This window comes from Kitasatospora sp. NPDC023120 (assembly GCF_055560835.1).
In genome coordinates, this window is sequence record NZ_JBVHHY010000020.1 from 54,215 (window position 1) to 78,764 (window position 24,550).

Consider the following 24,550-nt stretch of genomic DNA (forward strand, 5'->3'; position numbering starts at 1 on the left):
GACCACGATGGCGATCGAGGCGGAACTCAAGGCGGTTGTGCGCGACCCTGAGGCGGTTCTCAAGCAGTTGGAGGACCGGTACGGCGCCGGCCGGGCCGAGGTCTACCGCGACACCTATTACGACGCGCCTGACGGCAGTCTGATGAGCGGTGATCGCGAGCTGCGGATCCGTACCGTCCACAGCCCCGACGACACCCGTACCGTGCTCACCTACAAGGGGGCTCGGATCGACGAGGCCTCCGGGTCGAAGCCGGAGCACGAGACCCGCGTCGAGGACGAGGATGCCGCGCATCAGATCGTCCAAGGGCTCGGGTTTGCGCCGCGCATCCAGTTCGAGAAGCGGTGCCGCAACTACAGCTTCGCGCGGGACGGCCGTCGCCTCCTGGCGACGCTCGTCCGGGTTCCGGAGCTGGACGCCACGTTCATCGAGGTAGAGACTGCCGCGGCCACCGAGGCCGACCTCGCACCGGCGCTCGCCGCGGTCCGAATCGTCCTCGCTGATCTTGGGATCGGCGAGGACGACCTGACAACGGAGCTCTACACCGACGCTGTCGCCGCTGCTCGGCCCTGACACGACGAAGCGCCCCCGCCCTCCCGAAGGACTCCGCCTCGCCGTTCACGCGGCGAGGCGGGCCCGAAGGAGAGCGGGGGCGTGGTCGTTCAGGGGTGGAGCGCGGCGTACACAGCTGCGGCCGCCCCGGCGATGCCGCCGAGGGCGCCGATCGTCGGCAGCGGCCAGCGGGCACGCTTCAGGGCCTCGACATCGGCCCGCAGCTGGGCGATGTCGGCCTCGTGGACGGCTGACTGCTCCTGGGCGCGGATCCGTGTCTCGTGGTCGGCGATCCCAGTCGTGGCCGAGTCCAACTTGGTCTCGAGTCGGGTCAACACCACCAGCAGGTCCACCGTCGTAGGGGTAGGGGGCGGGGCAGTCACCCGCGGCTCCCGGCCGGCGGAACGAGCGGGTCGGGCAACGCCAGCCGGGACGCGACCGGCGCGGTCACCTGGGTCCGGGTCCACATCGCCACCGCCGCCGCGACCACCGACATGGCCACCGCCTGCTGATCCGACGACCAGTCCAGGCCGTACCCGACCGCCAGCGCGATGCACGCCTGCACCAGCCCGAGTATCGCGGCGCCCGCGCCGTCGTGGACGATGAGCGCCACGATCAGGCCGACCCCTGCGGCGGCAGCCGCGTTGATGAGGGCCTGCTGGTCCGGGCTGACGTTTAGGCCGAACGCGGCGCCGGCCTTGACCAGCACTGCGACCAGGGCGAGCCACAGGGCGGGCTCACGGCCCAGGATGCGAGGCATCAGTTGTTCTCCTTCGGGGTGGTGGTGACGTGCATGTCGACGCCGGCCGCGAGGGCCTTGGTGACGGCGCTTTCGATGGCGGCGGTGACAGTGGCGGTGTCGACGCCGGCGGTGCGGTCGAGGAGGGTCTGGACGACGGCGTCCTGGGCAGCGATCTGGGCTCGGGCTGCCGCGAGTTGGAGCTGCACGGGGTTGGCCGCAGCTGCAAGCCACTTCGCCGGCACGAGGGCGTCGTCACCGGTCCGCTGCTGCCAGCTGGCATCCACGTTCGGCAGGCCGTGCTCCCACACGGCCGCGGGGATCCCGGAGATCAGGTCGAGGAGGCTCGGGGAGCCGTCGCCGGTGTAGTGCCGGCCGGACCAGGTCACGTCGTCGCGGGCGGCGAACACCCCCTTGGCGACCAGTGCGATGATCTCGTCGTCGGTGCGAGCGGCCATGTCGTCTTCCTCCTCGTTGGGTCGTGGGGCGCCGGCCTGGACCCAGGTGTAGAGCGGTCCGCCGGGGCAGTCGGTCTGGTAGCCGTCCCTGTGGCCCTTTATCTCGGGGCCCGCGGGGCCGTGCTGCTGGCAGTACTCGATGGCGTCCCGCAGCCCGTTGAGCTGTTCCGGGGTCGGCACGGTCGAGCCGGAGGAGCCGACCAGTCCGCACACCGCGTAGTGCGCCTCGTTGAGCGGGACGTCGCCGTTGGCGCTGTTGCGCCGGTTCAGCCCGCGCCCCTCGAACACGTAACCGTGCTCGCATACGACGAACGAGTAGCCGATGTCGGACCAGCCGTTGCCGTCCATGTGGGTTGCCTGCAGTTTCCGAACGTATGCAGGGCAGGTGGAGTGGTCGCCGAAGGTGTACGGCTCGCCCAGGTAGTGGACCTTCACGCCGGCACGGGGGCTGGCATACGGGATCGAGCCGTTCGGCTCCCGCCACGGCCGCGCGCCCCACTGGTCGCGGGTGACCAGCCGCAGTCCCGGCCATGCGGCTGGAGGCGGTGCCGCGGGGGAGGCAGGTGCCCCGCCGGCCCAGGCCCGAAGGTCGTCGATGCTGCCGACGTACACGTTGGCGTCGACAGGGCTGTCCGTCCACTGGTGGAACCGCCACTGGGCCTGGACACGCGGGGAGCCAGCCGAGACCCCGTAGTCGGCGATCCACAGGAAGGCCCCAGCGTTGTCGTCGCCCCGGTGCCACCAGTCCGTGTTGGTGTACAAACCGACCCGGTTGTTCGGGTAGCGCGCCGCCACGGCCGACAGCCAGGTGTTCTTCGCCGCCGTTGCCTGCACATCGCTCACTGGCTGCCCGTAGGGCTCGAAGTCGAGCACCAGCAGCTCGCCTGGCGGGACATCGCCCACCACTCGGCAGAAGTGATCGATCTCCCCCTGGACCGGGTTCTCGGCGTGCAGGAAGTGGTAGTGGCCAACGGCGATGCCGCGGCGCCGGGCCTCGGCCACCTTGGCCGCGTAGCCGGTCTGCTCACTCCGCGCGCCCTCGCTTGCCTTGACGAACACGAACTCAGCGTCGAATGGAATCGTGGACTGGTAGTCGGAGACGTCATAGCCCCGCGCGAGCACCACGGTCCCTCCTCTCACAGGCCTTTGGCGGTCAGCCAGGTGCGGGCCGCGGCCGCGAACGCCGCGTCCGGGTTCGCCGGAGTCGGTTGCGGCGTGGGCGGGGCGGAGAGCACGGGCACCGTGACGTCGCCCTGCTGGGACAGCAGCCACTGCAGGTCCGGCGCCGCGAGGTAGCCGCGCCCGTCCTGCCCCCAACCGTTGCCCCACGAGTTGGTGAGCCAGAACCTGTCGGTGCTGGCATCCCAGCCGGTGATCTCGATCTCGTGGCCACCCGCGACGCCGGATGTCGGGTCGACCGGGATCCGCCCGTCGGTGCCCGGGGTGAACATGCTCTTCAGCCACGGAATGCCGAGCAGCGCGGGCCCGGACTGCAGTGCGGAGCGCACCGCAGAGAGGGCGAACGCGTGGCTGTAACTGGTGGCCAGGCCCAGCGCCTTGAGCGCCTTGGCGACGCCGAGGCCGCTACTGCCGGTATCGGCGGGTGGGTACTGGCCAGACACGTCGTCCAGGACGGTGGCCAGCGAGTAGAGACTGACGGCGAAGGCCTCGTTGAGCGAGTGCTCGCCGGCCTGGAAGACACCGTGGGACGATGCGGCTCCGGCAGGGCTGATGGTGACGGTGGTGGCTCCCGTGCGGCCGGTACTGTCCGTGCCGAGCAGGCCGGTCGCGGCGTTTCCGGTGCACGACCCGAGCTGGCCCTGGTCGAGCACGGGTATGCGGCGAGTCCACGACGTCGTGGCCAGTGCTGACCGCGGCAGGACGCCGTGCGCGTAGGCGAGGGACCGCGGGTCGTGGTCGACGATCCGTCCGAGGGCGGGGGTCATCGAGCCTCCTCGGGGGTGGGAGTGCCGTCGATGGCAGCGGTGTCGGTTTCCGGATCGGCGACGCCGAGGCGCGCGGCGATGGCCTTCGTCCAGGCCAGGGCTTCCCTGTCGACCTCGTAGTCGTGCTCTGCCCGCAGGCGGTCGTGTTCCGCCTGCCGGTTCTGGCTGAGCAGGAGGATCGGCCCGGTGAAGCCGGCCTGAAAGCTGTAGACCAAGTTGAGCAGGACGAATGGGTACTCGTCCCAGCGGGACCAGCCGTGGATGGTGTTCGCCCCGATCCAGGTGCCGGTGAACATCGCCTGGGCGATGATGAACCGCCAACTGCCCATTCCGCCCGCCAGGCCGTCGGCAATGCGGTCGCCGAGCGCCCGGTCGTCGTGACGGACCTGGTTCGCGGGATGCTGGTGCCCCGAAGAGGGGGCGGCGTCCGGGCGGCTCACGTGCCGCCCCGCCTGGTCTGGTGCAGGTCGATGCTGGCGATCGGCACGGGTCCTCCGGAGAAGTGACGAAGCCCCCGAGAGCGGGGGCACGGTGAGCGGGAGCCGGGCAGGTCAGGCGATGCGGGTGGCGACGAGGACGGACCCGGACTTGACGGTCGTGGCAGTGGTACTGGACGCCCCTTGGGCGAACTGGAACTGCAGGTTGCCGGACGTTGCGCTGGTGACCACCACACCGCCAGGCCTGAGAGCCATCGGCGTCGAGGTGCCGTTCGTGCCGAGCCGCCGGGTCGTCGCGAAGCCAATCGACACAGCGTCGTATGCGGTCAGAGCGCCGGTGGGCACCCCGAAGGACGACCAGGAGCCGGTGGCTCCACTGGGGACCGTGAGGGTGCACTGGAGGTCGCCGGCGGGCGAGTTGTCGCCGGTGTAGGAGATGTAGCCGTCGATCCGGTACGTCGCGTTGGCCGCCAGCGCGACGACGAGCGCGGAGTCATTGACCAGGGTTGTCGAGCTGGTCACCGACTGGTTGGAGGCCTTGTAGGCGGCTACCCGCTGTCCGATGCCCGACACCGTCAGGTTCCCGGTGACGGACAGGTTGCCGGAGACGGATCCGCTGCCTGCACTCAGGCTCCCGGTGACGCTTGCGCTGCCCGCTGTGAGGGCGCCCGGAAGGGTGACGGCGGCGGCGGTCACACTGTTCGTCGTGGACGAGGCATAGCTCGTCGCGGTGACGGTGGCGCTGTCGATGACGGTGGCACTGGACCCCGTGTCGACCTTGATGGAAGATGTCGCCCCGGCGCCCGGCGAGGCCTCCTGAACGCCAATCAGGGACACACCTGTGGCGCTGCCGGTGACCCAGAACGCCGCGGCCTTGTTGACGGTGCTGTAGCAGCCGATCAAGGTGTGGACGGACCCGCCGGAGACCTTGAACCCGGATCCGTCCTGGCTGACCTGGGCGACGATCGTGTCGGCACCGCAGGCGTTCAGGACGTTTCCGGACCCGCTGCTGATCAGGTAGCCGCCGCCGCAGGCGGACGCCTTGCACCCGGTGAGGGTGGTGTACGACACCGACGACAGGTTGAAGCCCTGCTGGGTGCTGGCGCTGCCGACGGCCGCGCAGGCGTCGAGGGCGTTACCGGTGCCGCCCGAAAGGTAGAAGGCGTGCCCGGCCACGCTGGAGACGCTGACCGAAGCGAGGCTGCATCCGGTGGGCGTGACCAGTTGGACGCCGTGGCTGCCGAACCCGGTGACGGCGACGTTGTTGACCTGGCACGAGGTGACCGGGTTCGCGCCGCTGTTGGCCTGCATGTACAGGCCGACGCCGGTGCCGGACCCGGGGCCTTGCAGGGTCAGGTTCTGGATGGAGACGTAGTTGAGGGTGGTCGGGTTGTAGGCGACGCCGTGGGCGCTGGTGGAGGTCTGTTTGAGGATGGTGGCGCCGGGGCCCGCGCCGAGGAGGCTGACCTGGTTGGCCGGGGCGAGCGCGGACGACAGCACATACGTACCGGCGGGGAAGTACAGGGTGCCGCCCTTGGTGGCGGCTGCGGTCAGCGCGGACTGGATCGCGCTGGTGTCGTTGGTGGTTCCGTCGCCCTTGGCGCCGTAGGTCTTGACGTTGAGGTAGTCGGTGCCGGACACCGCGCCGGGTGCCTGCAGGGTGAGGTTGCCGGAGGCGTCGGAGGTGAGCACGCTGCCGGTGGCGGCACCGGACGGTACCTGCGCTGGCGGGCTTCCGGTAAGCACGAGGGTGCCGGTCATGGTGTCGCCGGCCTTGGCGACGCGGTCCGCCGCGCCGTACATGGAGGCCGTCATATGAGCTTCCCGAGGATCACGTAGGTGCCGACCTGGCCTATGCGTACGGGCATGGCAAGCACGGAATCGTTCGCCGCTGGGGTGTAGGACGACAGGCGCCGGTAGGGCCCTGTGAGCGCGGTGGCCCCGTTGATGTAGGCCTTGGGCTGGCCGCTGCTATAGGCGGGGTCGATGACTGCGGCCAGCGCGGCGAGCGGGAACCCGGAGTCGATGCTGGTCGTGCGGTTTTCGAGCCGGCTGATGCGCTGCTGGATGTTCTGCATCGTTGCGGCGAACCGGGATTCCAGCGGGTCGGGGTAGCGGGTCACCAGCGGCCTCCTCTCTCTGCTCTGTCAGGCGCCCACGGCCGATGTCTGGAGCTGGATCTTCTCGGCCTGCTGCGGGCCCGGCGGGTACGCCGTCCACCCCACGACACGCACGCGTTGCTGCAGGCCGGGCTGTCCGTTCGGGCCGGGCGGGTGCAGTGGTGAGGTGGCGACCAGGGTGGTGGCGTCGCCCAGGATGATGTCCCGCACGCGGGGGTATCCGGGTCCTACGGTCACGACCGGGTTGGTCATCGCGCGGGTTTTCATCGCGACCTCGCCGTCGGCGAATCCGTCGATTTGGGCTTGGGTCACAACCCAGGAGCCCTGCCAGGACACGTTGGACTCCATCAGCGGGTACACGCCGCCGGCGAGGTCGGCCGCGTCGGATCCGTGGGGGTATGCGGACTGCCATTGCAGGGCGGCGCCGTTCGGTGGAGCGGTGGCCCACACCATGTTGCTGCTCTGGCTTCCGGTGCGCTGGTAGCCGTAGTCGATGGCGTTGCCCGGGTAGATCAGGTTGTAGCCGGAGGAGGCGGCGGAGCGGCCCATCCGCAGGTAGGCGAGTCGCAGGAAGATCGCGAGGTTGCCGGAGGAGTCGAGGCCGGGGACGAAGGCGTATTCGAGGTTGCCGCTTGCGCACATGTCCTGCCAGGCGCCGCTGATCTGGGTCAGGTCTGAGTACGTGTAGGAGGCGGTCCACGGCACGCCGGCTGTGCCCGCTGAGCCTTGGGGCATCACAAGCCGTGCCACGCCGCCGTTTTGCGCGACCATCGCTAGGTAGGCGGGGGTTCGGGTCGCGGCCGGGGAGACGGACGAGATGTACGACGACTGCTTGGACGTGCCGTAGCGGCACAGGTCCATGAAGGCGGTGAACAGGTCGACCTGCTGGTAGATGATGGTGTCGGTGATCAGCCGGTGCGACCACAGGGTGTCGATGGTCTGCGCGGAGATCGGCAGGGTGCCGGGCCCACGGCCCTGGTCGGGCCAGTCCCACACGATGCCGGCCCACACCGGGTAGCCGTCCTGCAGGACCCATAGGACAGAGCGGCGGGGCTCCAGCGCGGCGACGGCCGGTGCGTTGACCGCTGGCTCCGCGTTGAGAGCGAGGGACCCGGTCAGGGTGCCCGAGCCGTTGAGCTGCGCGCCGAAGCTCTGCACGGTCAGGGGGAGATTGTCGGCGAGGACCCGTCCGGATATCAGGTCGGTGGACGCATAGGTGTAGGTGCTCACATTCCGCCCGGCCCCACACGCAGGAGCGTCTTGGCGGTGCCCGAAGCGGCGATCGTAGTCGAGTACAGGCCGCTGCCGTTCTGCGCCGTGACCTTCACCGTGTGCGTTCCCGCGCTCGGGGTGTCACCCGCACCGGAGCTCGTGAAGTACGACCATGCGGAGCCGTTGTAGATCGTGCCGTCGCCGGGCAGGCTCGGTGTCCACGTGCCGTCGACCGCAGACGAGTCGATGTACATGCGGAAGGTGGCGATGAACGAGGTGCCGGCTCCCCGGCTGCAGCCGATTCCCGCGTACTTGAAGTAGATCTCGATGTCGGTGTTGCCGTCGGTGGTGATCGTGGCCGACAGTACGGTCTGCTCGCTGCCGTCGAACACGAAGTTCGCGGTCTGGGTCTGGATGATCGGCACCCACGGCAGCACGTGCAGCTGGGTGGCGTTGGTGGTGCCGTTGTTGTGGTAGAACGCGTTCGACCCGGGGTCGTAGGCGATCTGCCCCTTGTAGCCGTTCACCGTGCCCCGCGGCGCGACGAGGACGCCGCCCGTAGCGACGGTGAACGGCCGTACGTCCGTGAGCATCCCGGCCGTGATGGACGTTGCTGCGGCGGTGACCGTCAGTCGTGCCAGGGTGATTGAGTTCGCCGGGGCCGTGGGGACCGACGGCGAGGGCCCGGCCACGCCGGTGATGATCTGGATCGCCCCGAACGAGGATGAGCTGCCGACGTCGGACACATACGCGACGATGATGTCGATCCGGGAGTTCGACGGGTCCGCGGTCTGCACGGTCAGCGTCGCCTGCGTCGACAGGGTCGACGCGTAGCCGCCCGCGGTCGGCGTCGACGAGTTCGGAACCACGTACGAGCCGGGCTGCACCGTCACCGTCATGCCGGTCCCGGGGCTCACCGCGAGGCCGGTGCCGCCGACCACCCCGCCGAGGACTCCGATCGTGGTGCCGGTGGCGATGCCCTGGTCGTAGAAGTAGGCGGTGACGCCGCTGTTGCGCAGGTCGTTGCCGCTGTTGGCGTCATAAGTGGCGCCCGTGAGCCACATGGGCAGGCTGGTGGTCACCTGTGTTGCCATTGGAGTCCCTCCCTGCGGAGCGGTGTCACACCCACGCGTCCCGCCAGTAGATGGTCGCGGTGGATCCGGTGCCTGTTCCGCCGCCGTACTGCACCTGGTTGGAGCCCGCTGACAGCTGCCACCAGCCGGAGTTGAGGTCGGCCGGCCAGAACGTGCCGCCGGCGGACGGCACGCCCGGGGTGGTGGAGATCGTGGAGGCGTTCACGAAGCCCTGGCGGTTCAGGAAGTCGACTGTGAGGGTGTCGCCGGTGTTGAGCGTCAGGGTCGACCACGAGACCGTCTGCCGGGTGGTCAGGTTGGTCAGGGTGGGACCGGTGACCGGCCCGGTGATGACCACGACCGGCGGGGATGCGAAGCCGCCGGCGTTGTTCGCGACGGATACACCCGGGGGCGGCGACGCCTTGACGGTGAACGGCACCGTGAACGGGGTCACCATGCTGCCGCCCGCGGTGGCGGGCACCACGCCGATCACCAGCGAGCGCTGCGTGGTCCCGTACTTGCGCGGGTCCGGGGCCACCAGGCCGACGGTGAACGTGACGTCCGTCAGGGTGGGATAGGACTCGGGCAGTTTCCCGCTGCGCCGTACCCACGCGTATTTGGGCACCGGCTCGTCGAAGCGCAGCTGAGCCAACCCACTGATCGGCACCGCCTGCTGCAGCAGGGCGCGGGCCTGGTCGCGCAGGGCCTGCGTCGGAGCGGATGCCGTGACTGTCCAGGTCATGGTCCGCGGCGCGTAGAACTGCGGTGACGCCCACCCTCCGTGGTCGCCGGATCGGGGGATGACGCCCGCGCCTTGGACGTCGGGGCCGTCCCAGCCCTCCAGCTTCTGCCACAGCCAGGCGATGCCGTTGCTGTCCACCTGCCCGAACTCGATGTCCAGGCTTCCGAAGATGAGGCCGCCGGTCCAGAACCCGGTGTCCCTCGCCGGGACCGGCGGTGTGAACCCGCCGGTGACCGCGAAGTCCTCGACGCCGAGGAACGTGTTGGCACCGTACTGGCAGGCCCAGTTCGCGACGTACACGCCCTGCGTAGCAGTGGGGGGAACGTTCCAGGTGCAGGCGTACTGGCCGACGCCGATCCGCCACACCTGGCCCGAGACGGGCTGACTGGCGCCCTGGTAGGTGTACGGGCCGGCGACGTCCGCAACGAAACCGACCTGCTGCCCGTAGGTGATGTCGAGCTGCACCGCGGACGGATCAGTGAGGGCGCCGCCGGTCTGGTTGTAGAAGTTCAGATACAGCGTCCAGGGCTGGCCCGCGACGGCTTGCACCACCCGTCACCACCTCCGGCACGTCACGCTGAAAATCGGTCACAGTCCGGCAAAGGGCCACAAGGCCTTGCCTGCGGCACTGCCACACTGGCCGCACCAACCCGTCACAGCCCCTGGGGAATCAGTGCGCCGTGTCATCCCAGCCCTCGCCGGTGTTGTCCTGCTGACTGCCGCCTGCGCCAGTACCACCACGCATCCGGCCGCTGCACCGCCGAGCCGGGCGCCGGCCCAGACGGAGAGCCCTCCAGCGTCGCCTGCGGCAGCGACGACTTCGGCGCCCGCACCGGCTCCGACGACAGCCTCCGGCCCGGCCCCGGCGCCAGGCACCGCATCGCAGACGCCGGGGCGCCTGGAGGTGGCCATCCCGGCCGCACGCCTCCCGTACAAGCCGGTCCAGGGCGCGCCCGACCTCGACGACGTGCAGGTCATGAAGACCGGCGCCGACCCGTGCATCGTCCCGGCTGACGACTCCGGCAACGAGGCCCAGCTCCTCAATGCCCAGGCCGACGCGGGAGTGGTGATCGTGACATTCGAGTTCACCAACCCCTGCGCTGCGCCACTCCAGTACTCCTTTCACGTGACCCAGGCCATCGGCAGTGCGACCGGGCGATCCGGCGGACCCGGTGTCGACGCGACGACGGGGCCCATCGGGCCGGGGAAGTCGATTTCGTTGAAGGTCAACCTCAACCCCGACCCGTCACTTACCCCCTCCCAGCTCAAGCAGTTGTGGGTGGGCGTGACCCGGATCGGCAAGGTGTAGGCGGCCCGCCCACCGGAGAGCACCGCAGGTTGCCGCAGTGCCCTCAGCGGGCGGTCAGGCGCCGCTCAGCGCGAGCGCCAGGCGCCGCTGCATGTCCGCCTGCTGCTCCACCGTCGGCAGCTGGGTGCCGTGGTAGTGCTGCTGGACGACCACCTGACGCCCCGGGCCGCTTCCGACGGCGCCTTCAGCCGCCCGCTGGATGAGCTGCCGTACGATGTCCCACTGGTCGGGTGTGAGCACAGCCTCGGGCTTGCCCAGCCCGTTCACCGTCATCGTGCTGCCCGGCATCAGCCAACCGCCCTGGTCGTACCCCTTCGGCGGCAGGTTCGGGTTGGCCTGCTGCACCCGGCTGATGCTCCCGTAGCGGCCCACGATGTAGTGAATCGCTGCGGCGACGTTCGCGACCGGGTCGTAGATGTCGGTGCTGGTCCCCGCCACGTGGTTCGCCAAAAACGTTGACATGATGGTCTGCGCCAGGCCGCGGGACGGGTCGCCGTTCTGGGCGTTGATGTCGGTGTTGTTGATGGCCCGCGGGTTCCAGCCGGACTCGCGGGTGATCAACGTGTTCAGCCCGGCCCGCCACTCGTCCTGCGTGCCCGGAGGGGGCACGCCGGCTGCCTGGAGCGCCTGGTCGATGATGGCCAGGTGGTCACCGGACGGAATCACCCCGCCGCCACTGGCCGGGGCGGCCGGGTGCGAGCCGAGGATCGCCTGCACCATGCTGTGGATCAGCGAGCCCGGAATGCCCAGCATGAGTTTGCTGTAGTTCCCGACGTCGCCCTGGGTCCCGACCAACTTGGTCAGCGCGTTGGTCAGGGCGTCGCCGTTGCCCGTGGCAATCGCTGCGGTGATCTTCCCGATGTCGACAGCCTTGTCGATCAGGCCGCCAACGAAGTCGCTAATGCCGCCGATGATGCCACCACCGGAGAAATGGCCACCAACGGACTGCCGGCCGCCGCCGTAAGCCGCGTTCAGGCTATGCACCGTATCGGCGCCGATCGCCTGCACCGCCTCTGGCACCAGCACACCCTCGCCAGGCGACAGCATCGCCGGAACCGTGTCCTGACCCGGGGCGTACCCGGGAACGACACCGCCGGTGGCGAAACCGGTGATGATCGGCAAGTCCAGGTTGTGCATGCCGATCGCGCCCGTGACCGAGTTCCACAGTTTGGCGATACCGCCGTCATACACCGTGTTGATCAAGAAGGCCACGGGCGTCTTGAAGATGTCCTTCAGCGTGTCCCAGACCGTCTTGAAACCGGCGACGAAATCCTCGGCGCCCTGGCGAATTCCCTTCCATAGCGGCTCGAAGACGTTGTGCCACAGCCACGAAGCCTTGGCCTCGACCCAGTCGACCGCCTCGCGCCAATTCGACACGAAATTGCCAACAGCCGCGACAACGGCAACGATTCCGCTGATCACCGGTCCTATCAGTTTCGCTGCGAACTCGATGAAAATGCTACCGAGCTTCAGGATCAGGCTGACGAGCGGCAACAGCGACTCGATCAGCCGGACACCGACCGGAATCAGCGGCAGCAGCGCCTGCAGCGTCTGGAACAGACCGACCTGCAGATCCTTCACCAGGAGCTGGGCGATCTGGAGCACAATCGGCACCAGCGCCTGAAAGAGCGGCGCCAGACTCAAGCCGATCTGGCCGATGATCTGGCCCACGACCGGCAGCATGGGCGCGAACGCCTCGACCACCCCGGTGATTGCCTGAGCCACCGGCAGCAGCAGCGGACCCAGTGCGGCGAAGATCGGGCTCAGACTCTGCCCGAGCGCCCCGGCAAGGGTCGTCACCGCAGGCAGCAGAGCCGACAGCGCTGGGGCGAGCGCCTGCGCGGCCTGCCCGACGACCGTGCCCAGGAGCGTGCCGATCGGTGCCAAGGCCTGCCCGAGGGTGCCGAGAACCGACGACAGCGATCCCACGAACGGCGACACCGCTTTCACCACTTCGGTCACGGCGTTGAGGATCCCGGTGAACGCCCCGCCCAGGCCGTCGGCCGCGCCCTTCTGCGACCCCAGCGTCGCCAGAGCGCCGGCGAGACCGCCGATCGCAGGAACAACGGTCTGCGCCAATTTCAGCCCGTTGTCGATAAGCCCCTGCAGAACCTCTTTCCCGTGGTTCGACTCCAGCGCCTTACCGATCGAGCCGAAAGCATCCCCGATGATCCTGCCCATGCCCGTCACGCCAGAAGTCAGCGCAGGCATGGAATCGGACAGGCCGCTGATGAACTGCGACAGGCCCGGGGCGACGGCGTTCTGCGCGGCATCCCGCATCCCCCGGAACGCGCCCGTCATCCCGAAAATCTGCTCCATCACGGACCGCATCGCCGGGGTCATGCGCGCCAGGTCCTTGGCGAGAGCGTTCGCCGCCTCGTTCTCCGTCGACTTCATCGACGCCCACTGGAGCTCCTGCTCCCGGACCATGTTCGAGACGTTGCGCTCGGCGAGCTCGACACTGCGCGCGTCCATCTGCCGGCGGTAGGAGGCGTCCTGCTCCGCCGCTTGCAGCTGGATCTGCGCCTCTCGCAGCTGGGTGATGTTGTTGAGCTGCGTGTTCGTCAGATCCTGCTGTGCGATCCGGTACTGGGCCTGCGCGTCGATCTGCCCGTACTGCGCGGAGACCACGGCCTGCTTGGCTTTGATGATCTCCTGCGAGCCTTCGATGCCCTCCTGGTTCGCCCGGTTCGCGGCGTACTGTGAGGCGGCCAGCTGGTCCTGCGCGTCCACAAGGCGCTGCTGCGCCTGCGCGACCGACAGGGCGGCCTGCTGCCGGTCCAGCTGAGTCGAGTAGGCGTTCTCGTTGATCAGCTTCTGCTGGTACATCGCCTGCTTGATGCCGAGCTCCGCCTGCTCGACGTTCAGTTTGCTGTCCGCCAGCTGGTCGTTGAGCTCCCGCAGATTCTCCCGTGCCCGCTCCCACGCCTGGTTCAGGTTGTACTGCGCCTCGGACAGGGCGTAGTCGGCCTGCTGGACGCCCTGCTCGGCCTGCACCACCGACTGCAGGGCCTGAACCTGCTGCGCCGCAGTGGACCGCTCGACCGAGGCCAGGGTCATCTGCGCGGTCTCGATCGTGCGGGCTGCGGTGATGGCGTCCTGCGCCTGCTGCATGCGCGCGGTGGTGACCTGCTCCTGTGCGCCCTGCCGCTGTACCGAGTTCGAGAACTGGATGGCCGCGGCCTGCTGCGGGGTCATGCCGATGTTGAGGGAGGCCTGGTGGGCGTCGCTCAGCGCCTTCGCGACCGGCCCCAGGGATAGGGCGCCCGCGCCCGCGAGGAGGCCGCCGCCCATCACGGCCCCGCCGACGGCCGGGAGCAGACTCGTGATGCCCGCGGTGACACCGGCGAGCATCGGAGACGGGGCCAGGCCACCGAGCAGGCTGCCAGCCTCGCTGCCGACTCCCCCGCCTCCGTGGCCGCCCGAGCGGCTGACGTTGACGCCGAGACGGGCGGAAGCCTCCCTGGCCCCGAAAGCGTGCAAGCGCGCCTCGGCCCGGTCGAGCCGGGCATCGAATGCCGCCGTGTCGAGGCTGATCTCAGGCCGCGCCCGGTCGTGCGCCAGGCGATCGATCCGCACCCGGGCATCGTCGGCTTTGGCCTCGAACTCAGCGTCGTCCAACTGCAGTTCCGGCCCTGCGCGCCGGCCGCCCAGTTCCTCCAGCTGGGCGCGCGCGTCCTCGGCTTTGGCCTCGAACGCGGCCACTTCCAGATGCACCGACGGATCGGCCCGTTCGCCGCCGAGCTCGTCCAGCTTGGCTTTGACCTCGCCGGCCTTGGCATCGAACTCGCCGGTCTCCAGGACCACCCGCACCCGGCCCACGGCACCCGCCGTAGCCTCATCGAGCTTGGCCTGGAGCTCCTCCCGGAACCCCTCCAGGTCCGGCGAGACCCTCACCCACGCACTTGCGATGCGGAAGCCCTCGGGCACAGCTCACCCCCGAGACGATCCGTAGCTGAACAGACCGGCGAACGCCGGATCGGCCATAAGGGAGGTGTGCGTGCCGGGATTGATCTCCTCGCGCCGACCCGGAGCCATCCGAGGTGTAGCCCCAGCGCTGGCGTCCGCTTCCTGGTGGGCGGCGGCCCTGGCCTGCATCACGCCCTGATAGGCGGACATCCGCCACGCGAGACGCAGGAATGTCGGGCCGTCCAGGACGCTGACGTCAGGGATCCGGTGGAAGACGCTGAAATCCGAGGCCAGGTCGTCGAGGTGGTCCAGCACCCAGGCGACCTGTACCACCCGGTCGACTACGCTTTTGGGAGCTCCAGAGCGCCCAGGGTCTGCCGGGTGGCGATGGCGGTGATCTGCTGGAACTGCTCCGGGGTGAGCTGGTCGTACTCGCGCAGCGCCCGGTAGCCGTCCTCGCCCAGGAGGCTGCCGAGGAGGAAGTCCGTGGCGATCGCGTCGCCCTGGTCCTTGGCGAGGTGCATGTACTGCAGCGCTACGTTCATCCGCGGGCGCTTCGGGATGCAGTACTCGACGTCGTCGATGTAGAAGAGCGGCACCCGCTCCTCGTCCACCTGCGGGCTCGTCGTGAGGCGTAGCACCTCGAAGTCGGGCTCGGCTGTCCGCGCCGCGGGGGACGGCGCGGACCGGCGAGCAGGGGACTTCTTACTGGCGGTGACCTTCGCGGCCATCAAGGCTTCCTTTGCTGGGTGATGGAGGATCCGCGATCGCGGAACTGGACACGCAGAAGCCCGGCACGGTCGGACGTGCCGGGCTTCGGACGCGGTGCGTGGTTAACGGTACGTACGTCTCCGGACCACCCTGCTGATGTTGGTCTGATGAACGCCGTATTCGTCGGCGAGCACCTGCTGGCTGACGACGCCTGGGACGTACCGCTTGCGGATCAGAGCGATCTGCTCTGGCGCCAGCTTGGCGTTGGTGTGGTCGGATCCGGTCTGTTCGTCATACCGGTGATGGCAGGACTTGCATAGCGACCGGTAGTTCTGTGGATCGCTTGGGTCACTGTCGTGGATATGAGACCACTCGTACTTCCGGCTGCGGCAGCCTAGGGTGGCGCGCCACTCGCAGTGATTGGCCTTGCCGCGCAGGCGGATAACCCGCATATGAAGGGCCTGGTACTTCGCGTCTGCGCCCTTCCACCGGTAGTGCTCTGCGCCACTGGCCTGGCGACTGCGCCCCTCCGCATGCTGCTTGGTGGTGGAACAGCTCTTGGAACAGAACCGCTTAGAGCCATCCGTGCGGGCAAGGGCTTCCCGACCACATGTTTCGCAGGTGATCCGGGTGTGCGGTCGGAAGTTTCCGTTCTTGTCAGGCAGGTACTCGTGCTCGGGGTCCCTGGGTCTTGCCACGCCCCGAGCTTAGGACCATTGCACTTAGAACGCATCCCGCATAGTCGCTCTCACCTGCCGAATCACATTGTCTGGTCGATGATGTGAACAGGCGGGATGCTGCTGCTCACGTAGTACGCCGAGAACGTGCAGTCGTAGGCCTGCTGTGTCTTCTTGTCGTACGACAGCTGCGCCTTGACCTGGCTGAGGACCTTGCGGACGATGACGCGGCGCAGTGCCGGCTGGCCGCTGGACAGCATCGGCGCCCAGCCGTCGATGATCAGGGCGGCGTAGCTCGGCTGCGTGGACGCCGAGGTCACCGGGATATCCAGCGTCGAGTAGCCCGAGTTCGTCGCCAGGGTGCCGATGTTGTTGAGCGCTGTCTGCAGGTTGCCGAGCGTCATCTCGGCGAGCTTCGCGGTGACCGTCATCTTCATGGCGGTCAGGCGGGCGCCGACCTCCATCGTGATCTGGTCAACCTGAAGACCCGTGTAGGTGTTGTCGACCTCCCAGGTGACGCCGCCGTCGGTGCCACCGACGTCGGTCCACGGGGAGGACGGCGGGGTCGTGGGGCCGTTCGGCGTGACAGCGCTGTCGAGAGGTTCGGTGGAGCCGAACGGGGCGACGTAGAGACGCGCCGGGCCGAGTACCAGGTTGGCGGCATTCACAGCCACAGGGATCATCCCCTAGGGTCGGGCGCCACTGCCGGGCGCGGGCATGAAAAAAGCCCGCACAGCGGGCCGGGAGCGGTACTGCGGGACCGGGACTAGAAGACGCCGGCGTTCTGGAGCAGGGCGACGCCGGTGATGCTCGCCGGGGTGCCGAAGTCCACGTAGATCTGCCCGTTGGGCTGGTTCTCGTCCGACGGAAAGGGGCCCACGATGTTGGTGGCGTTCGAGGTGAGCGACGCCGTGATCGCGGTGACGGGCTGCCCCTCGACGGTCATCCCGATGTTGACGATGACCGTGCTAGCGCCCGCGCCCATCGCGATGTGCAGGACCTCGCGGCCGGTGTTGACGAAGGAGACGCCGGTGTTGGCGCCGAGTGTGCCTGCGGTGAGGAGGGCAGTGAGGTTGAGGGGGGACGCGGAGCCGGTCTTCGGCTGGCTGGTCGCGGTCAGAGCAAGGCGGGCCATCACGCGTCCTTCGGCTTGGAGGCGGCCTGCTTGGCGGGCGCCGGTGCGGGCTCGGTGGGCCGTGGCTCGGACTCCTCCACGAGGAGGCCCTGGGCGCGGAGCACCGGGATCTCGTCGTCGGGGACCTCGACCGGGTCGGAGAAGAAAGTGGTGCGGACCAGAGGCATGGGTTCCTCACTCAGTAAAGGCGGTCGTTGACGGTCACCCACGACAGCGACATGTCGGCCTGGTAGTGGGCGTAGTCGCCCTGGTCGTCGTACAGGCGGCGGAACGCCGTCGTCAGGTACGCCGATTTGACGGCTGCGGTGGGATAGATGACCCCGTTCGCACTGATCTGCAGCGGCCGGGAGATAGCGCGCCGGTCCAAGGTGGCCCGGCGGATCGCGCCGGCCAGGGAAACTGCCTGGTGCCAGGGCGGCTTGTTGCTGCCGGGCACGGTGGCCCAGCAGTCGACCTGCAGGACGGGCCAGTTGATCAGGAGTTCCGGGTCGGGGTACCCGCCGACGACGGCGACGGTGACGAACCCGGTGGAGACCCACGCGGCGAGGGTGCCGTCGGCGTTGACGTCCGGAGGCAGAGTCGTTCCGACCATCCCCGGGTTGAAACCTGGGATGGTGGCGATCCACTGCGCGCAGACGAGCTCGTGGGTGGCCTCCAGCGGAAGGGGAGTGGTCACCTGGCCCCCGGTCAGTCGCCGCGTTGCTGGTACAGCGCGGGCCGCAGGAACGGCCTGGGTCGCGTACCCGGGTGGTGGACCTCTCGCACCGGGTGGGCTGCGCCTTTCCAGTAGAGAGCCTGCTTGCCGTTGGGGCGGATGATGTGCGGGCCGGTGCCGAGCTCGACGTACGCGGCGTAGGTGCGACCTTCTGCTCCGCCGGTCGCGGACACGATCAGGTCCCGGCCCTCCATGTGGTGCTCAATGGAGGCGGCGAGCGCCCCGGTGTGCTGGGGGCAGTAACGGGTGGCGTCGGCGGCGATGGCCGGCCCTAGCTTCTCGGTGAACAGGCGCCCGAGCGCGGTGGTCACCGCTTCTTCCCAGGCGCCGTCGATCTCTGCGTGGGCCATGGGGTGCCTCCTCAGTCGGATGCTGCGGTGACCCCGGACCGTGCGCGCAACGTCAGGGTCTTCGGTGGCGGGTAGTAGCCGATGCCGGGCTGCTCAGAGATGTTCTCGATCATGAAGTAGCGGCCCGTCGTCTCGTCCCGGATCGTGTCGGTGGTTCGGACGTCGGCCCAGTTCGGCACCGTGCACGTGATGCTGCGGATGATCTGCTGGCGCTGACTCGCCGAATCGAACGCCACCTGCTCGGTCTCCGCCAGCGCAGCCGGGACCCCCGTGTAGAGGGGCACCCCCACGTCCGTCGCGTCGCCGTAGGCGTTGATGGCGGTGCCGCGCATGATGGTGATCGTGCGGTTCCAGAAGCGCAGCACACCGGGTGTGCCGCTCGCTCCACCACTACCGAAGTTGGGGCGTCGGCGGGCCATCAGGCGATCCGCCGGTAGTCGTCGAGGAGCATCTCGACCTCGGTTGCCAGAGCACCGGTCCCGCCCGCCAGCTGGCCGGACAGCGACTGGGTCGCGATGGCGTCGATGCCCTCCAGAGCCTCCACCGCGGCGGCGAGGACTGCGGCGTGGAGGACGTTCGCTGGGAGCGCCGACACCACCGCCCCGGCAGGATGGGCCTGGGTGAGAGGCTGGGCGAGCTGAACGGTTCCGGGCCCGGTCTGGACTGTGATCGTGGTGCCGGGCAGCACCGTCGGGGTGGTGGCAGCGGCGCTGCTCACGGCGATGCCTTCCGTGCCGGGTCCGTCGTAGCAGAACCCCGCCGTGCCATGCGCACCGCCCCAGCCCGTCACATCGTCCACCCTGATCGAAGTCGCGCCCGCGACAGCAGGAGCAGTGAGAGCCGCGTGCGGCCACCCCGACGTGTAGGACGTCTGCACCTGCCAGCCGCCCCGCCCCTGCCGCCAGTCGATCCAGCCCGCCGCCACGTCGATGGCACTTCCGCCGGACGGGCCTGTCGCTGGTACCGGCCCGGCGAAGGCCACTGGAGTGCGGAGTCGGAACTGGCCGGCAGGCACCGGTGACCAGACCGCGGGGAAAGTGCGGGCCGGCGACACGAGCACCGCCCACACGTCAGACAGATGCCGGTGCCGGGCGACGACCATGCCCATCCGGGTGTGCCGGTCCACCGAGACGCTCGACCCGCCCGGTCCGGCCTGCGTCTCGGTCACGACTGTCGCCCGCAGAGGCTGCCGACAGTAGGTGTCGATCGCCGCGGTGGCGCTCCAGCACACCTGCTGGAGCTGTGCGAACTGTGACGAGGCGTCAGCGGTGAGGGTCGGCATGACCTTCCAGCTGATCCCGGCCGGCTGTGCCAGCAGCATCCCTGCTGTGATGTACGGCGTGGCCACAGTCGGTCACCTCCTGCTCGGATAGGTGTGCTGCTGCGCGCAGTTGCCCTGATGAGGTGGCTATTCGGAGGACAGGTCCGGGCGGCTTGCGGCGGCCTTCCGGCCGCGGGTGGCCTTCGCGGGAGCGGACTCCTCGGCCTGCCCGGCAGCACCGGACTCCTGCCGTGCCGCGCTCACGGCCTGAGCCGCCTGCACCAGCTGCTGTACCGCGTCGAGGAGTGTCGCCGGGTCCTTGCGGCGCTCCATCTCCTCCGCGACCAGACGGTGCTGCCGGGCCACGTCCGTCTCCCACGCGGGGAAAGTCTGCAGCTCCTCGGCGAGTTCCTCCGGCAGGTCGAACCCGCCGTGAACCGGGTCGGCCTCGATACGGCCGTGTACGGGGTGTTCGAGCGCGGTCGCGCCCGTACGCGAGTAGAGGCGCATGCCTGCTCTCCTCGAAGGGTGATGGAGCGGATGAGGGCGGGTCAGCGGCCGAACAGGCTGAAGCTGACCCCGGTGAAGGTCGGGCTGCCGGTCCCCGTGACCGTCCAGCGGATCCGGCCGTTGTAGGTGAGGCCGTAGCCGGTCGAGATGTTGCCTGCGACCGTCGCGGCAAAGCCGAGGACGGCGCCCGAGATGGCGGTCGCGTTCGAGGTCAGGACCCAGTTCCCGAACGCGTCGCAGGTGTCAAAAAACACCGCGAGCCCGGGGCTCGTTCCGGTCGGGGCGTTCGCGACGCGCACGATCAGAAGCCCGTTCGACACCGACGAGACATCGATCAAGCCACCGGTGGCCCCGTTGACCTGGTTGGTGATGTTCGCGATAACGGTGTCCGAGTTGCTGTTCAGCGTGAGCCCGTCGGCGCGGAACAGCTCCTGTGTAGCGGTGAAGTTGGGCATCGGTACACCCGCGCGGGCCGGCGGCATCCGGGCCGCCTCCTGTTTGTCGGCGGTGGCGCAAGGCCGGGGTTGCCGGCCTTGCGCGCCGATCTTGTTTGTCCGGTTGGGCAGGAGACTCGCTGTCGACACTGCTGCCGGCCGGGTGAACTGCAGGTCGTCGCCGGTGTCAGGCGACGTTCTGCAGGGTCGCCATCGCCACGGGCGCGCGGTTCAGGAAGGCTCCGACACTGCGGATTTCGTACTCGCGCCTCGGGCCCCCGCCTGCGGTGTTGGCGATGCGGGAGACGCCGTAGTCGAACTGGGCGGTGTCGCGCAGGGCGCGGTATTCCAGGACGGACTGGATGTTGGCCTGCGGGAACGGGACGCGGTCGGTGCGGGCGATGATCGTGCCGGGCGGTAGCGAGGTGTGGACCTCGATCGGCACGGTGACGCCGCCGGCGGGGGCGTTGACGATCTCGCCGACGCGGCCGCCCGCGGTGACGGAGACGCGGCCGGAGGAGTCGGTGTTGAGGTAGGTCGTCGCCGAGGACGAGCCGAGGATGAGGTTGGCGATCGACTGGGCCTGGACGGCGTTGACCATGATGGCAGTGGGGGAGCACTTCACCTGCTGCCACAGGGGGAGGAACAGCAGGTTCTCGATCTCGGTGATGCTGCCGCCGGTGAGAGTGAGGGCGGCGCCGTTGAGCGAGTTGTTGATGGAGGGGTTCGCGGTTCCGGTGCCGGGCTGCGCCCACTGGCCGGAGCCGTTGTAGTCGCCGGCGAGGCTGGCGAGGAAGCCGCCGTACTCGGCGGGGGCGGCGGAGCCGTTGTCGGCGGCGGCGCTGTAGGTCGGCGTCGCGTTGGCGGTGCCCTGCCAGGAGGTGGAGAGGTCCGGGGCGGCGTTGAGGGAGGGGAGCGCCTGGTTCGCGTTGATGATCTTGGTCATGGTGACCGCGTTGACCGTGGTGGTCGTGTAGTAGTACCAGGTCGTGCCGTTCGCGCTCTGGAACCAGTCGTAGCAGACCGCGCCGCGCACCGAACCGACGGTCGCCGAGATCGAGTTGGTGGACCCGGAGCCGGTCGCGATGCTGGCGCTGTTGCCCTGGCTGTTGCCGTTGCCGTAGTAGTAGCCGGTGCCGGTGCGCGCGGCGACGCCGACGTACACGGTGGTGGTCGCGGCCATGGTGCCGCCGCTGGTCGACGTGGCCAGGGTCGGCGCGGCGGGACGGGCGAGCGGGAACGACTGGCCGCACATGAGCTGCCGGTCGTCACCGATCAGGACCTGATTGAGGACCTGGAAGGTGCTGATGGCGAACGGGTCGCCGTAGCCCTGGGCCAGGTCGTAGGCGTCCTGGGTGACGAGGCCGGCGAACCCGGTGGGCTTGTAGCGGGCCTGGAAGTCCTGCTCCTGGAACACCACTTCGTTGGCGGCGTAGTCGAACCCCATGGCCGGGGACGGCTGGCTGTTGGTGAGGTTCATGATGGCCCGCCACACGGCGTACGGGTTGCCGTTGGGGCTCTGCACGCGGGCGACGATGTCGCGGAACGGGGTGACGACCGGGATGAGGGAGACGAGCTGGCTCAGGTCGTACGAGTAGATGCCGGTGTTGTTGAGGATGCCGCTGGTCTGCGCCTTGCTGATGGCGGCCAGCGTGTCCTCGGTCATGCTGCCGAGCGGTGCGTTCAAGGGGTGCCTCCTGGGCATGCGAAAGCCCCCGGGGCGCTGGGCGCTCGTCCGGAGGCTTGGGGGCTGTCTGGGTGCGGGTGGTTACCGCGGCTGGTGGATCGCCTGGAGCGCGGCGATGGCGGCGGCCTGCATGTCGGTGGCGGCCTGGTTCTGCTCGGCGGCGGTACCCCGGTAGAGGGTCCGCTTGAGCTGGGCGGCCTTGGCGACGTCGACGGCCGCGGGTGCGCCGTGGTCCTGGCCGCGCATCTGCTCGCGCGGCGGAGTTGCTCCGTTGGTGAAAACCCGCGGCATGGCGGGCTGTTCCTCCAGCGCCCCGATACGGCTCTTGAGCGTCTCGACGAGCTCCGCCAGCTCCAGGACGGCATCGCCGGTCTTGGCGATCTTTTCGGCCTGGTCGGCGCTGCTCTTCGTCAGGACGTCCTCGACCGCTGCCAGGAGGCTGCTCTTGAACATCTCGGAGAAGGTGTCGGTGGTCTTGGTGACGTCATCGTCCGGCGCCGCGTCGGCGGGGGTGCCGGCTTCGGCGGCGGGCTGCGGTGCGAGGTCGGGGGTGTCGTCGGCTGGGGCGCTGTCCGCCGCTTCGGCGGCGGCGTCGTCCATGTCATCCGGCTCGGCTTCGGAGTTGGCGACCGGGGTGACGTCGGCGGGGTCGACGATGCCGATGAGGCGCCCGGCCTGGTCGTAGACGACGACCACGGGCGGCTTCTCGGCCTCGGCCTTGGCCACCGGGGCGGCAGTGGGCTCGGTGGTCTTCTCGACCTCGGCGGTGCCCATCGCGGGCTCCTCGCCGGCCGCTGCGGTGCGGTCCTCGGACGGGGTGGGCGTGGGCATGCTGGGCTCCTCGTGGGCGGTCTTGGCGACCGGGGCTTCGGGCAGCGACGCCAGCACCTTTTGCAGGTGCTCGGTCGCGGTGCGGATCGCGGCCTCGTTCGCCGCGGACAGGACGCGGCCTGCCTTGGCGACCTGGCCGAGGGCTTCGACGGTGTCCAGCGCCGCGGGCTCCAACCCGCCGAGGGCCTTGCCGACGGTGGCCATGGCCTCGCCGGTCAGGTCGGCCGCGGCCTGCTCGCCGACGGCGAACGACGCGAGGGTGTCGATCACGTAGTCGAGGGCACACTGCGCGTCCTGCAGGTCCCACGCGTCGTAGGCGTCGTCGGGGTCGGCACCGGCGGCTTCGAGCATCTCGCGTTCGGCCAGCACGCCGAGGGCGTTCTTGAGGCGGACCGCGATCGACGTCCACTTCTGGGCGGTGGCCGCATCGATCGCTTCCCAGGCGGGGGAGCCGGGGTCATTGGGGTCGCCGGGAACGTCGTCGTCGGGGGCGGCGAGGACCATCGTGGGGTCGAGGCCGTCCTCGGAGTCGTCGAGGTCGGCGCCGATTCCAGCGTCCTTGGTGACGTCGTCGCGGTGGCGTGCGCGCTGCGCCGCTTCGTGCATCAGCTTGGCAATGGCCCCGGGGCTGCCGGTCATCGTCACGGTCTCCTCCTGGGGCGTGGGCTCGGCGGTCTTGCCGATCAGGTCCCGCACGAAGCCAGGCGCCATGAGGCCCCGGCTGTCGGCGGCGTTCTTGGCGATGAGGAACCGCGTGCCGTTGGCGGCCTTGTCGACCAGATCCACGCGCGGGATGGTCGCGTCACGCAGCTCGGTGAACTCGTCGTCGGGTGTGGTCATCAGCTGCTCCTGGTGGGGATACGCCGCGCCGTGCCCTGCGGCGAGAAGCCGGTGATCCGGCCGGACTTGTAGAGCTGCCAGGCGGTTTCGTCGAGGACGGCGCCTACGAGCCAGTCGCCGGCCTTGACCACGACGCCGTCGCCGAGGTCCCAGTCGGGGCCGCGCCACACGTAGGACTCCACGACGGTGGCCGCACCGGTGGTGCCGTCGACGTGGTTGAGGCCGACCTGGGAGCCACCGTCCTGAAGGAAGGACCAGGCAGCCTTCTCCAGCTCCTCCGGAGTGAAGAAGTCGCGGCCTCCGTCGGCGCCCTTCTGGATCCGCGGGTCGGGGCCGGCCTGGTAAGCGATGCCGAGAACATAGCGCTGCTCAGGCACGGGGACCTCCTAGGCGGGGAGTACGGCGCATCGGCACCGGGGGTGGGCGGGCGGTGCGGTGTCGCCGCTGGGGTAGGTGCTGCCGAGTGGGAGCGTGCCGGCGGCGGCATTGGCTTCGCAGGCCGGGCAGACATGGCCGTCGGGCTCGGTCTGCCAGCGGCCGTGTGCGACCCCGCTGCGCCGGTAGCCGTCGGCTGCGCCTGCCGCGATTGCCCGGGTCGTTTCGGTGACGGCTGCGGCGTAGGCGCGGTCGGAGTCGGCCATAGCGGCATGCATCGCGGCGCCGATGGTGCGCGGGGTGTCGCCGGCTGCGGTGCCGTCCGCGAGGGCCTTGGCCGCGTCCTTGATGCGGGAAGCGGTCAGGGCCGCTGCGGTGGCGCCGGTTCCGAGCGAGAGCATGGTGAGGGCCGGGCCGGTGCCGTGGTCCTCGATGCCTGCCTGTGCTGCGGGTTCGCCGCCGGGCTGCCAGCTGTTCAGGTTGTAGGTGGTGCCACTGGTCACGGTCGCGGCGGATACCGCGCCGACGA

29 protein-coding genes are annotated in these 24,550 nt (G+C 69.4%); 3 read left to right on the top strand and 26 right to left on the bottom strand.

Annotated elements, in window-relative coordinates; all coding sequences use genetic code 11:
• The first annotated feature begins 7 nt into the window (after positions 1 to 7).
• The gene (cyaB, locus tag ACZ3TI_RS27335) at positions 8 to 571 is read left to right on the top strand and encodes a class IV adenylate cyclase (protein ID WP_465730632.1); all 564 of its coding nucleotides are present in this window, start codon (positions 8 to 10) and stop codon (positions 569 to 571) included.
• Between the two features lie 89 nt (positions 572 to 660).
• On the opposite strand, the gene ACZ3TI_RS27340 is transcribed toward cyaB, so the two are convergent.
• The 10 genes from ACZ3TI_RS27340 to ACZ3TI_RS27385 all read right to left on the bottom strand — a co-directional run bounded on the left by ACZ3TI_RS27340 (position 661) and on the right by ACZ3TI_RS27385 (position 9,829).
• Positions 661 to 933, bottom strand: coding sequence for a hypothetical protein (locus tag ACZ3TI_RS27340; protein ID WP_465730634.1), 273 nt, complete (start codon positions 931 to 933; stop codon positions 661 to 663).
• The gene (locus ACZ3TI_RS27345) at positions 930 to 1,310 is read right to left on the bottom strand and encodes a hypothetical protein (RefSeq protein ID WP_465730636.1); all 381 of its coding nucleotides are present in this window, start codon (positions 1,308 to 1,310) and stop codon (positions 930 to 932) included. The genes ACZ3TI_RS27340 and ACZ3TI_RS27345 overlap by 4 nt, the downstream gene beginning before the upstream one ends.
• Positions 1,310 to 2,872: a GH25 family lysozyme gene (locus tag ACZ3TI_RS27350; protein WP_465730638.1), complete on the bottom strand. Its 1,563-nt coding sequence runs from the start codon at positions 2,870 to 2,872 to the stop codon at positions 1,310 to 1,312. The genes ACZ3TI_RS27345 and ACZ3TI_RS27350 overlap by 1 nt, the downstream gene beginning before the upstream one ends.
• Positions 2,873 to 2,883: 11 nt before the next feature.
• Positions 2,884 to 3,693, bottom strand: coding sequence for a C1 family peptidase (locus ACZ3TI_RS27355; protein ID WP_465730640.1), 810 nt, complete (start codon positions 3,691 to 3,693; stop codon positions 2,884 to 2,886).
• Positions 3,690 to 4,133, bottom strand: coding sequence for a DUF1003 domain-containing protein (locus ACZ3TI_RS27360; RefSeq protein WP_465730642.1), 444 nt, complete (start codon positions 4,131 to 4,133; stop codon positions 3,690 to 3,692). The genes ACZ3TI_RS27355 and ACZ3TI_RS27360 overlap by 4 nt, the downstream gene beginning before the upstream one ends.
• Before the next feature lie 111 nt (positions 4,134 to 4,244).
• Positions 4,245 to 5,945: a glycosyl hydrolase family 28-related protein gene (locus ACZ3TI_RS27365; RefSeq protein ID WP_465730644.1), complete on the bottom strand. Its 1,701-nt coding sequence runs from the start codon at positions 5,943 to 5,945 to the stop codon at positions 4,245 to 4,247.
• Complete coding sequence (locus ACZ3TI_RS27370; protein WP_465730646.1) at positions 5,942 to 6,253, bottom strand: hypothetical protein; 312 nt, start codon at positions 6,251 to 6,253, stop codon at positions 5,942 to 5,944. Before ACZ3TI_RS27370 ends, ACZ3TI_RS27365 begins: the two co-directional genes overlap by 4 nt.
• A 24-nt stretch (positions 6,254 to 6,277) precedes the next feature.
• Positions 6,278 to 7,480 (bottom strand): hypothetical protein, encoded by a 1,203-nt coding sequence (locus ACZ3TI_RS27375; protein WP_465730647.1) that lies wholly within the window; start codon positions 7,478 to 7,480, stop codon positions 6,278 to 6,280.
• A complete protein-coding gene (locus tag ACZ3TI_RS27380) occupies positions 7,477 to 8,556 on the bottom strand; it encodes a hypothetical protein (protein WP_465730649.1) in 1,080 nt (359 codons plus the stop codon). The genes ACZ3TI_RS27375 and ACZ3TI_RS27380 overlap by 4 nt, the downstream gene beginning before the upstream one ends.
• A gap of 25 nt (positions 8,557 to 8,581) precedes the next feature.
• Positions 8,582 to 9,829 carry a phage distal tail protein gene (locus ACZ3TI_RS27385; RefSeq protein ID WP_465730651.1) on the bottom strand — a complete coding sequence of 416 codons (1,248 nt, stop codon included), beginning with the start codon at positions 9,827 to 9,829 and terminating at the stop codon, positions 8,582 to 8,584.
• Between the two features lie 352 nt (positions 9,830 to 10,181).
• Here ACZ3TI_RS27385 and ACZ3TI_RS27390 point away from each other — a divergent pair, with 352 nt between their 5' ends.
• Positions 10,182 to 10,586: a hypothetical protein gene (locus tag ACZ3TI_RS27390; RefSeq protein ID WP_465730653.1), complete on the top strand. Its 405-nt coding sequence runs from the start codon at positions 10,182 to 10,184 to the stop codon at positions 10,584 to 10,586.
• Positions 10,587 to 10,640: 54 nt separating this feature from the next.
• Here the strand turns inward: ACZ3TI_RS27390 and ACZ3TI_RS27395 are convergent, their stop codons facing one another.
• The 3 genes from ACZ3TI_RS27395 to ACZ3TI_RS27405 are packed head-to-tail and all read right to left on the bottom strand — an operon-like array spanning position 10,641 to position 15,226.
• On the bottom strand, positions 10,641 to 14,516 hold the full coding sequence (locus tag ACZ3TI_RS27395; protein WP_465730655.1) for a transglycosylase SLT domain-containing protein: 3,876 nt from the start codon (positions 14,514 to 14,516) through the stop codon (positions 10,641 to 10,643).
• Positions 14,517 to 14,519: 3 nt separating this feature from the next.
• A complete protein-coding gene (locus ACZ3TI_RS27400) occupies positions 14,520 to 14,810 on the bottom strand; it encodes a hypothetical protein (protein WP_465730657.1) in 291 nt (96 codons plus the stop codon).
• 26 nt (positions 14,811 to 14,836) lie between these two features.
• On the bottom strand, positions 14,837 to 15,226 hold the full coding sequence (locus ACZ3TI_RS27405; RefSeq protein WP_465730658.1) for a hypothetical protein: 390 nt from the start codon (positions 15,224 to 15,226) through the stop codon (positions 14,837 to 14,839).
• A gap of 147 nt (positions 15,227 to 15,373) precedes the next feature.
• Here ACZ3TI_RS27405 and ACZ3TI_RS27410 point away from each other — a divergent pair, with 147 nt between their 5' ends.
• Positions 15,374 to 15,526 carry a hypothetical protein gene (locus tag ACZ3TI_RS27410; protein ID WP_465730659.1) on the top strand — a complete coding sequence of 51 codons (153 nt, stop codon included), beginning with the start codon at positions 15,374 to 15,376 and terminating at the stop codon, positions 15,524 to 15,526.
• A 440-nt stretch (positions 15,527 to 15,966) separates the two neighbouring features.
• Here the strand turns inward: ACZ3TI_RS27410 and ACZ3TI_RS27415 are convergent, their stop codons facing one another.
• The 13 genes from ACZ3TI_RS27415 to ACZ3TI_RS27475 all read right to left on the bottom strand — a co-directional run bounded on the left by ACZ3TI_RS27415 (position 15,967) and on the right by ACZ3TI_RS27475 (position 24,524).
• Positions 15,967 to 16,551 (bottom strand): hypothetical protein, encoded by a 585-nt coding sequence (locus ACZ3TI_RS27415; protein WP_465730660.1) that lies wholly within the window; start codon positions 16,549 to 16,551, stop codon positions 15,967 to 15,969.
• Between the two features lie 98 nt (positions 16,552 to 16,649).
• Complete coding sequence (locus ACZ3TI_RS27420; protein WP_465730661.1) at positions 16,650 to 17,018, bottom strand: hypothetical protein; 369 nt, start codon at positions 17,016 to 17,018, stop codon at positions 16,650 to 16,652.
• Entirely contained in the window at positions 17,018 to 17,185 is a 168-nt protein-coding gene (locus ACZ3TI_RS27425) for a hypothetical protein (RefSeq protein WP_465730663.1), read from the bottom strand. The genes ACZ3TI_RS27420 and ACZ3TI_RS27425 overlap by 1 nt, the downstream gene beginning before the upstream one ends.
• 11 nt (positions 17,186 to 17,196) lie before the next feature.
• On the bottom strand, positions 17,197 to 17,694 hold the full coding sequence (locus ACZ3TI_RS27430) for a hypothetical protein (RefSeq protein WP_465730665.1): 498 nt from the start codon (positions 17,692 to 17,694) through the stop codon (positions 17,197 to 17,199).
• An 11-nt stretch (positions 17,695 to 17,705) separates the two neighbouring features.
• Positions 17,706 to 18,083: a hypothetical protein gene (locus tag ACZ3TI_RS27435; protein WP_465730667.1), complete on the bottom strand. Its 378-nt coding sequence runs from the start codon at positions 18,081 to 18,083 to the stop codon at positions 17,706 to 17,708.
• An 11-nt stretch (positions 18,084 to 18,094) separates the two neighbouring features.
• Positions 18,095 to 18,502, bottom strand: a complete 408-nt coding sequence (locus tag ACZ3TI_RS27440) for a hypothetical protein (protein ID WP_465730669.1) — start codon at positions 18,500 to 18,502, stop codon at positions 18,095 to 18,097.
• Entirely contained in the window at positions 18,502 to 19,365 is an 864-nt protein-coding gene (locus ACZ3TI_RS27445) for a hypothetical protein (protein WP_465730671.1), read from the bottom strand. The genes ACZ3TI_RS27440 and ACZ3TI_RS27445 overlap by 1 nt, the downstream gene beginning before the upstream one ends.
• A gap of 126 nt (positions 19,366 to 19,491) precedes the next feature.
• Positions 19,492 to 19,854, bottom strand: a complete 363-nt coding sequence (locus ACZ3TI_RS27450; RefSeq protein WP_465730673.1) for a hypothetical protein — start codon at positions 19,852 to 19,854, stop codon at positions 19,492 to 19,494.
• 41 nt (positions 19,855 to 19,895) lie between these two features.
• Entirely contained in the window at positions 19,896 to 20,309 is a 414-nt protein-coding gene (locus tag ACZ3TI_RS27455; protein ID WP_465730675.1) for a hypothetical protein, read from the bottom strand.
• Positions 20,310 to 20,475: 166 nt separating this feature from the next.
• Positions 20,476 to 21,975: a hypothetical protein gene (locus ACZ3TI_RS27460; protein WP_465730677.1), complete on the bottom strand. Its 1,500-nt coding sequence runs from the start codon at positions 21,973 to 21,975 to the stop codon at positions 20,476 to 20,478.
• A gap of 81 nt (positions 21,976 to 22,056) precedes the next feature.
• Entirely contained in the window at positions 22,057 to 23,646 is a 1,590-nt protein-coding gene (locus ACZ3TI_RS27465; protein WP_465730679.1) for a hypothetical protein, read from the bottom strand.
• Positions 23,646 to 24,023, bottom strand: a complete 378-nt coding sequence (locus ACZ3TI_RS27470; protein ID WP_465730681.1) for an XkdF-like putative serine protease domain-containing protein — start codon at positions 24,021 to 24,023, stop codon at positions 23,646 to 23,648. Before ACZ3TI_RS27470 ends, ACZ3TI_RS27465 begins: the two co-directional genes overlap by 1 nt.
• Positions 24,024 to 24,032: 9 nt before the next feature.
• Positions 24,033 to 24,524, bottom strand: coding sequence for a phage minor head protein (locus tag ACZ3TI_RS27475; protein ID WP_465730683.1), 492 nt, complete (start codon positions 24,522 to 24,524; stop codon positions 24,033 to 24,035).
• Between the last annotated feature and the right edge of the window lie 26 nt (positions 24,525 to 24,550).

Bases quoted from the DNA above. Each gene is read 5' to 3' on its own strand.
- ACZ3TI_RS27455 (WP_465730675.1), bottom strand. From the start codon at position 20,309: ATGCCCAACTTCACCGCTACACAGGAGCTGTTCCGCGCCGACGGGCTC.
- ACZ3TI_RS27420 (WP_465730661.1), bottom strand. From the start codon at position 17,018: ATGGCCCGCCTTGCTCTGACCGCGACCAGCCAGCCGAAGACCGGCTCC.
- ACZ3TI_RS27465 (WP_465730679.1), bottom strand. From the start codon at position 23,646: ATGACCACACCCGACGACGAGTTCACCGAGCTGCGTGACGCGACCATC.
- ACZ3TI_RS27405 (WP_465730658.1), bottom strand. From the start codon at position 15,226: ATGGCCGCGAAGGTCACCGCCAGTAAGAAGTCCCCTGCTCGCCGGTCC.
- ACZ3TI_RS27440 (WP_465730669.1), bottom strand. From the start codon at position 18,502: ATGGCCCGCCGACGCCCCAACTTCGGTAGTGGTGGAGCGAGCGGCACA.
- ACZ3TI_RS27355 (WP_465730640.1), bottom strand. From the start codon at position 3,693: ATGACCCCCGCCCTCGGACGGATCGTCGACCACGACCCGCGGTCCCTC.
- ACZ3TI_RS27435 (WP_465730667.1), bottom strand. From the start codon at position 18,083: ATGGCCCACGCAGAGATCGACGGCGCCTGGGAAGAAGCGGTGACCACC.
- ACZ3TI_RS27445 (WP_465730671.1), bottom strand. From the start codon at position 19,365: ATGCCGACCCTCACCGCTGACGCCTCGTCACAGTTCGCACAGCTCCAG.
- ACZ3TI_RS27365 (WP_465730644.1), bottom strand. From the start codon at position 5,945: ATGACGGCCTCCATGTACGGCGCGGCGGACCGCGTCGCCAAGGCCGGC.
- ACZ3TI_RS27345 (WP_465730636.1), bottom strand. From the start codon at position 1,310: ATGCCTCGCATCCTGGGCCGTGAGCCCGCCCTGTGGCTCGCCCTGGTC.
- ACZ3TI_RS27450 (WP_465730673.1), bottom strand. From the start codon at position 19,854: ATGCGCCTCTACTCGCGTACGGGCGCGACCGCGCTCGAACACCCCGTA.
- cyaB (WP_465730632.1), top strand. From the start codon at position 8: ATGGCGATCGAGGCGGAACTCAAGGCGGTTGTGCGCGACCCTGAGGCG.
- ACZ3TI_RS27410 (WP_465730659.1), top strand. From the start codon at position 15,374: ATGAACGCCGTATTCGTCGGCGAGCACCTGCTGGCTGACGACGCCTGG.
- ACZ3TI_RS27425 (WP_465730663.1), bottom strand. From the start codon at position 17,185: ATGCCTCTGGTCCGCACCACTTTCTTCTCCGACCCGGTCGAGGTCCCC.
- ACZ3TI_RS27380 (WP_465730649.1), bottom strand. From the start codon at position 8,556: ATGGCAACACAGGTGACCACCAGCCTGCCCATGTGGCTCACGGGCGCC.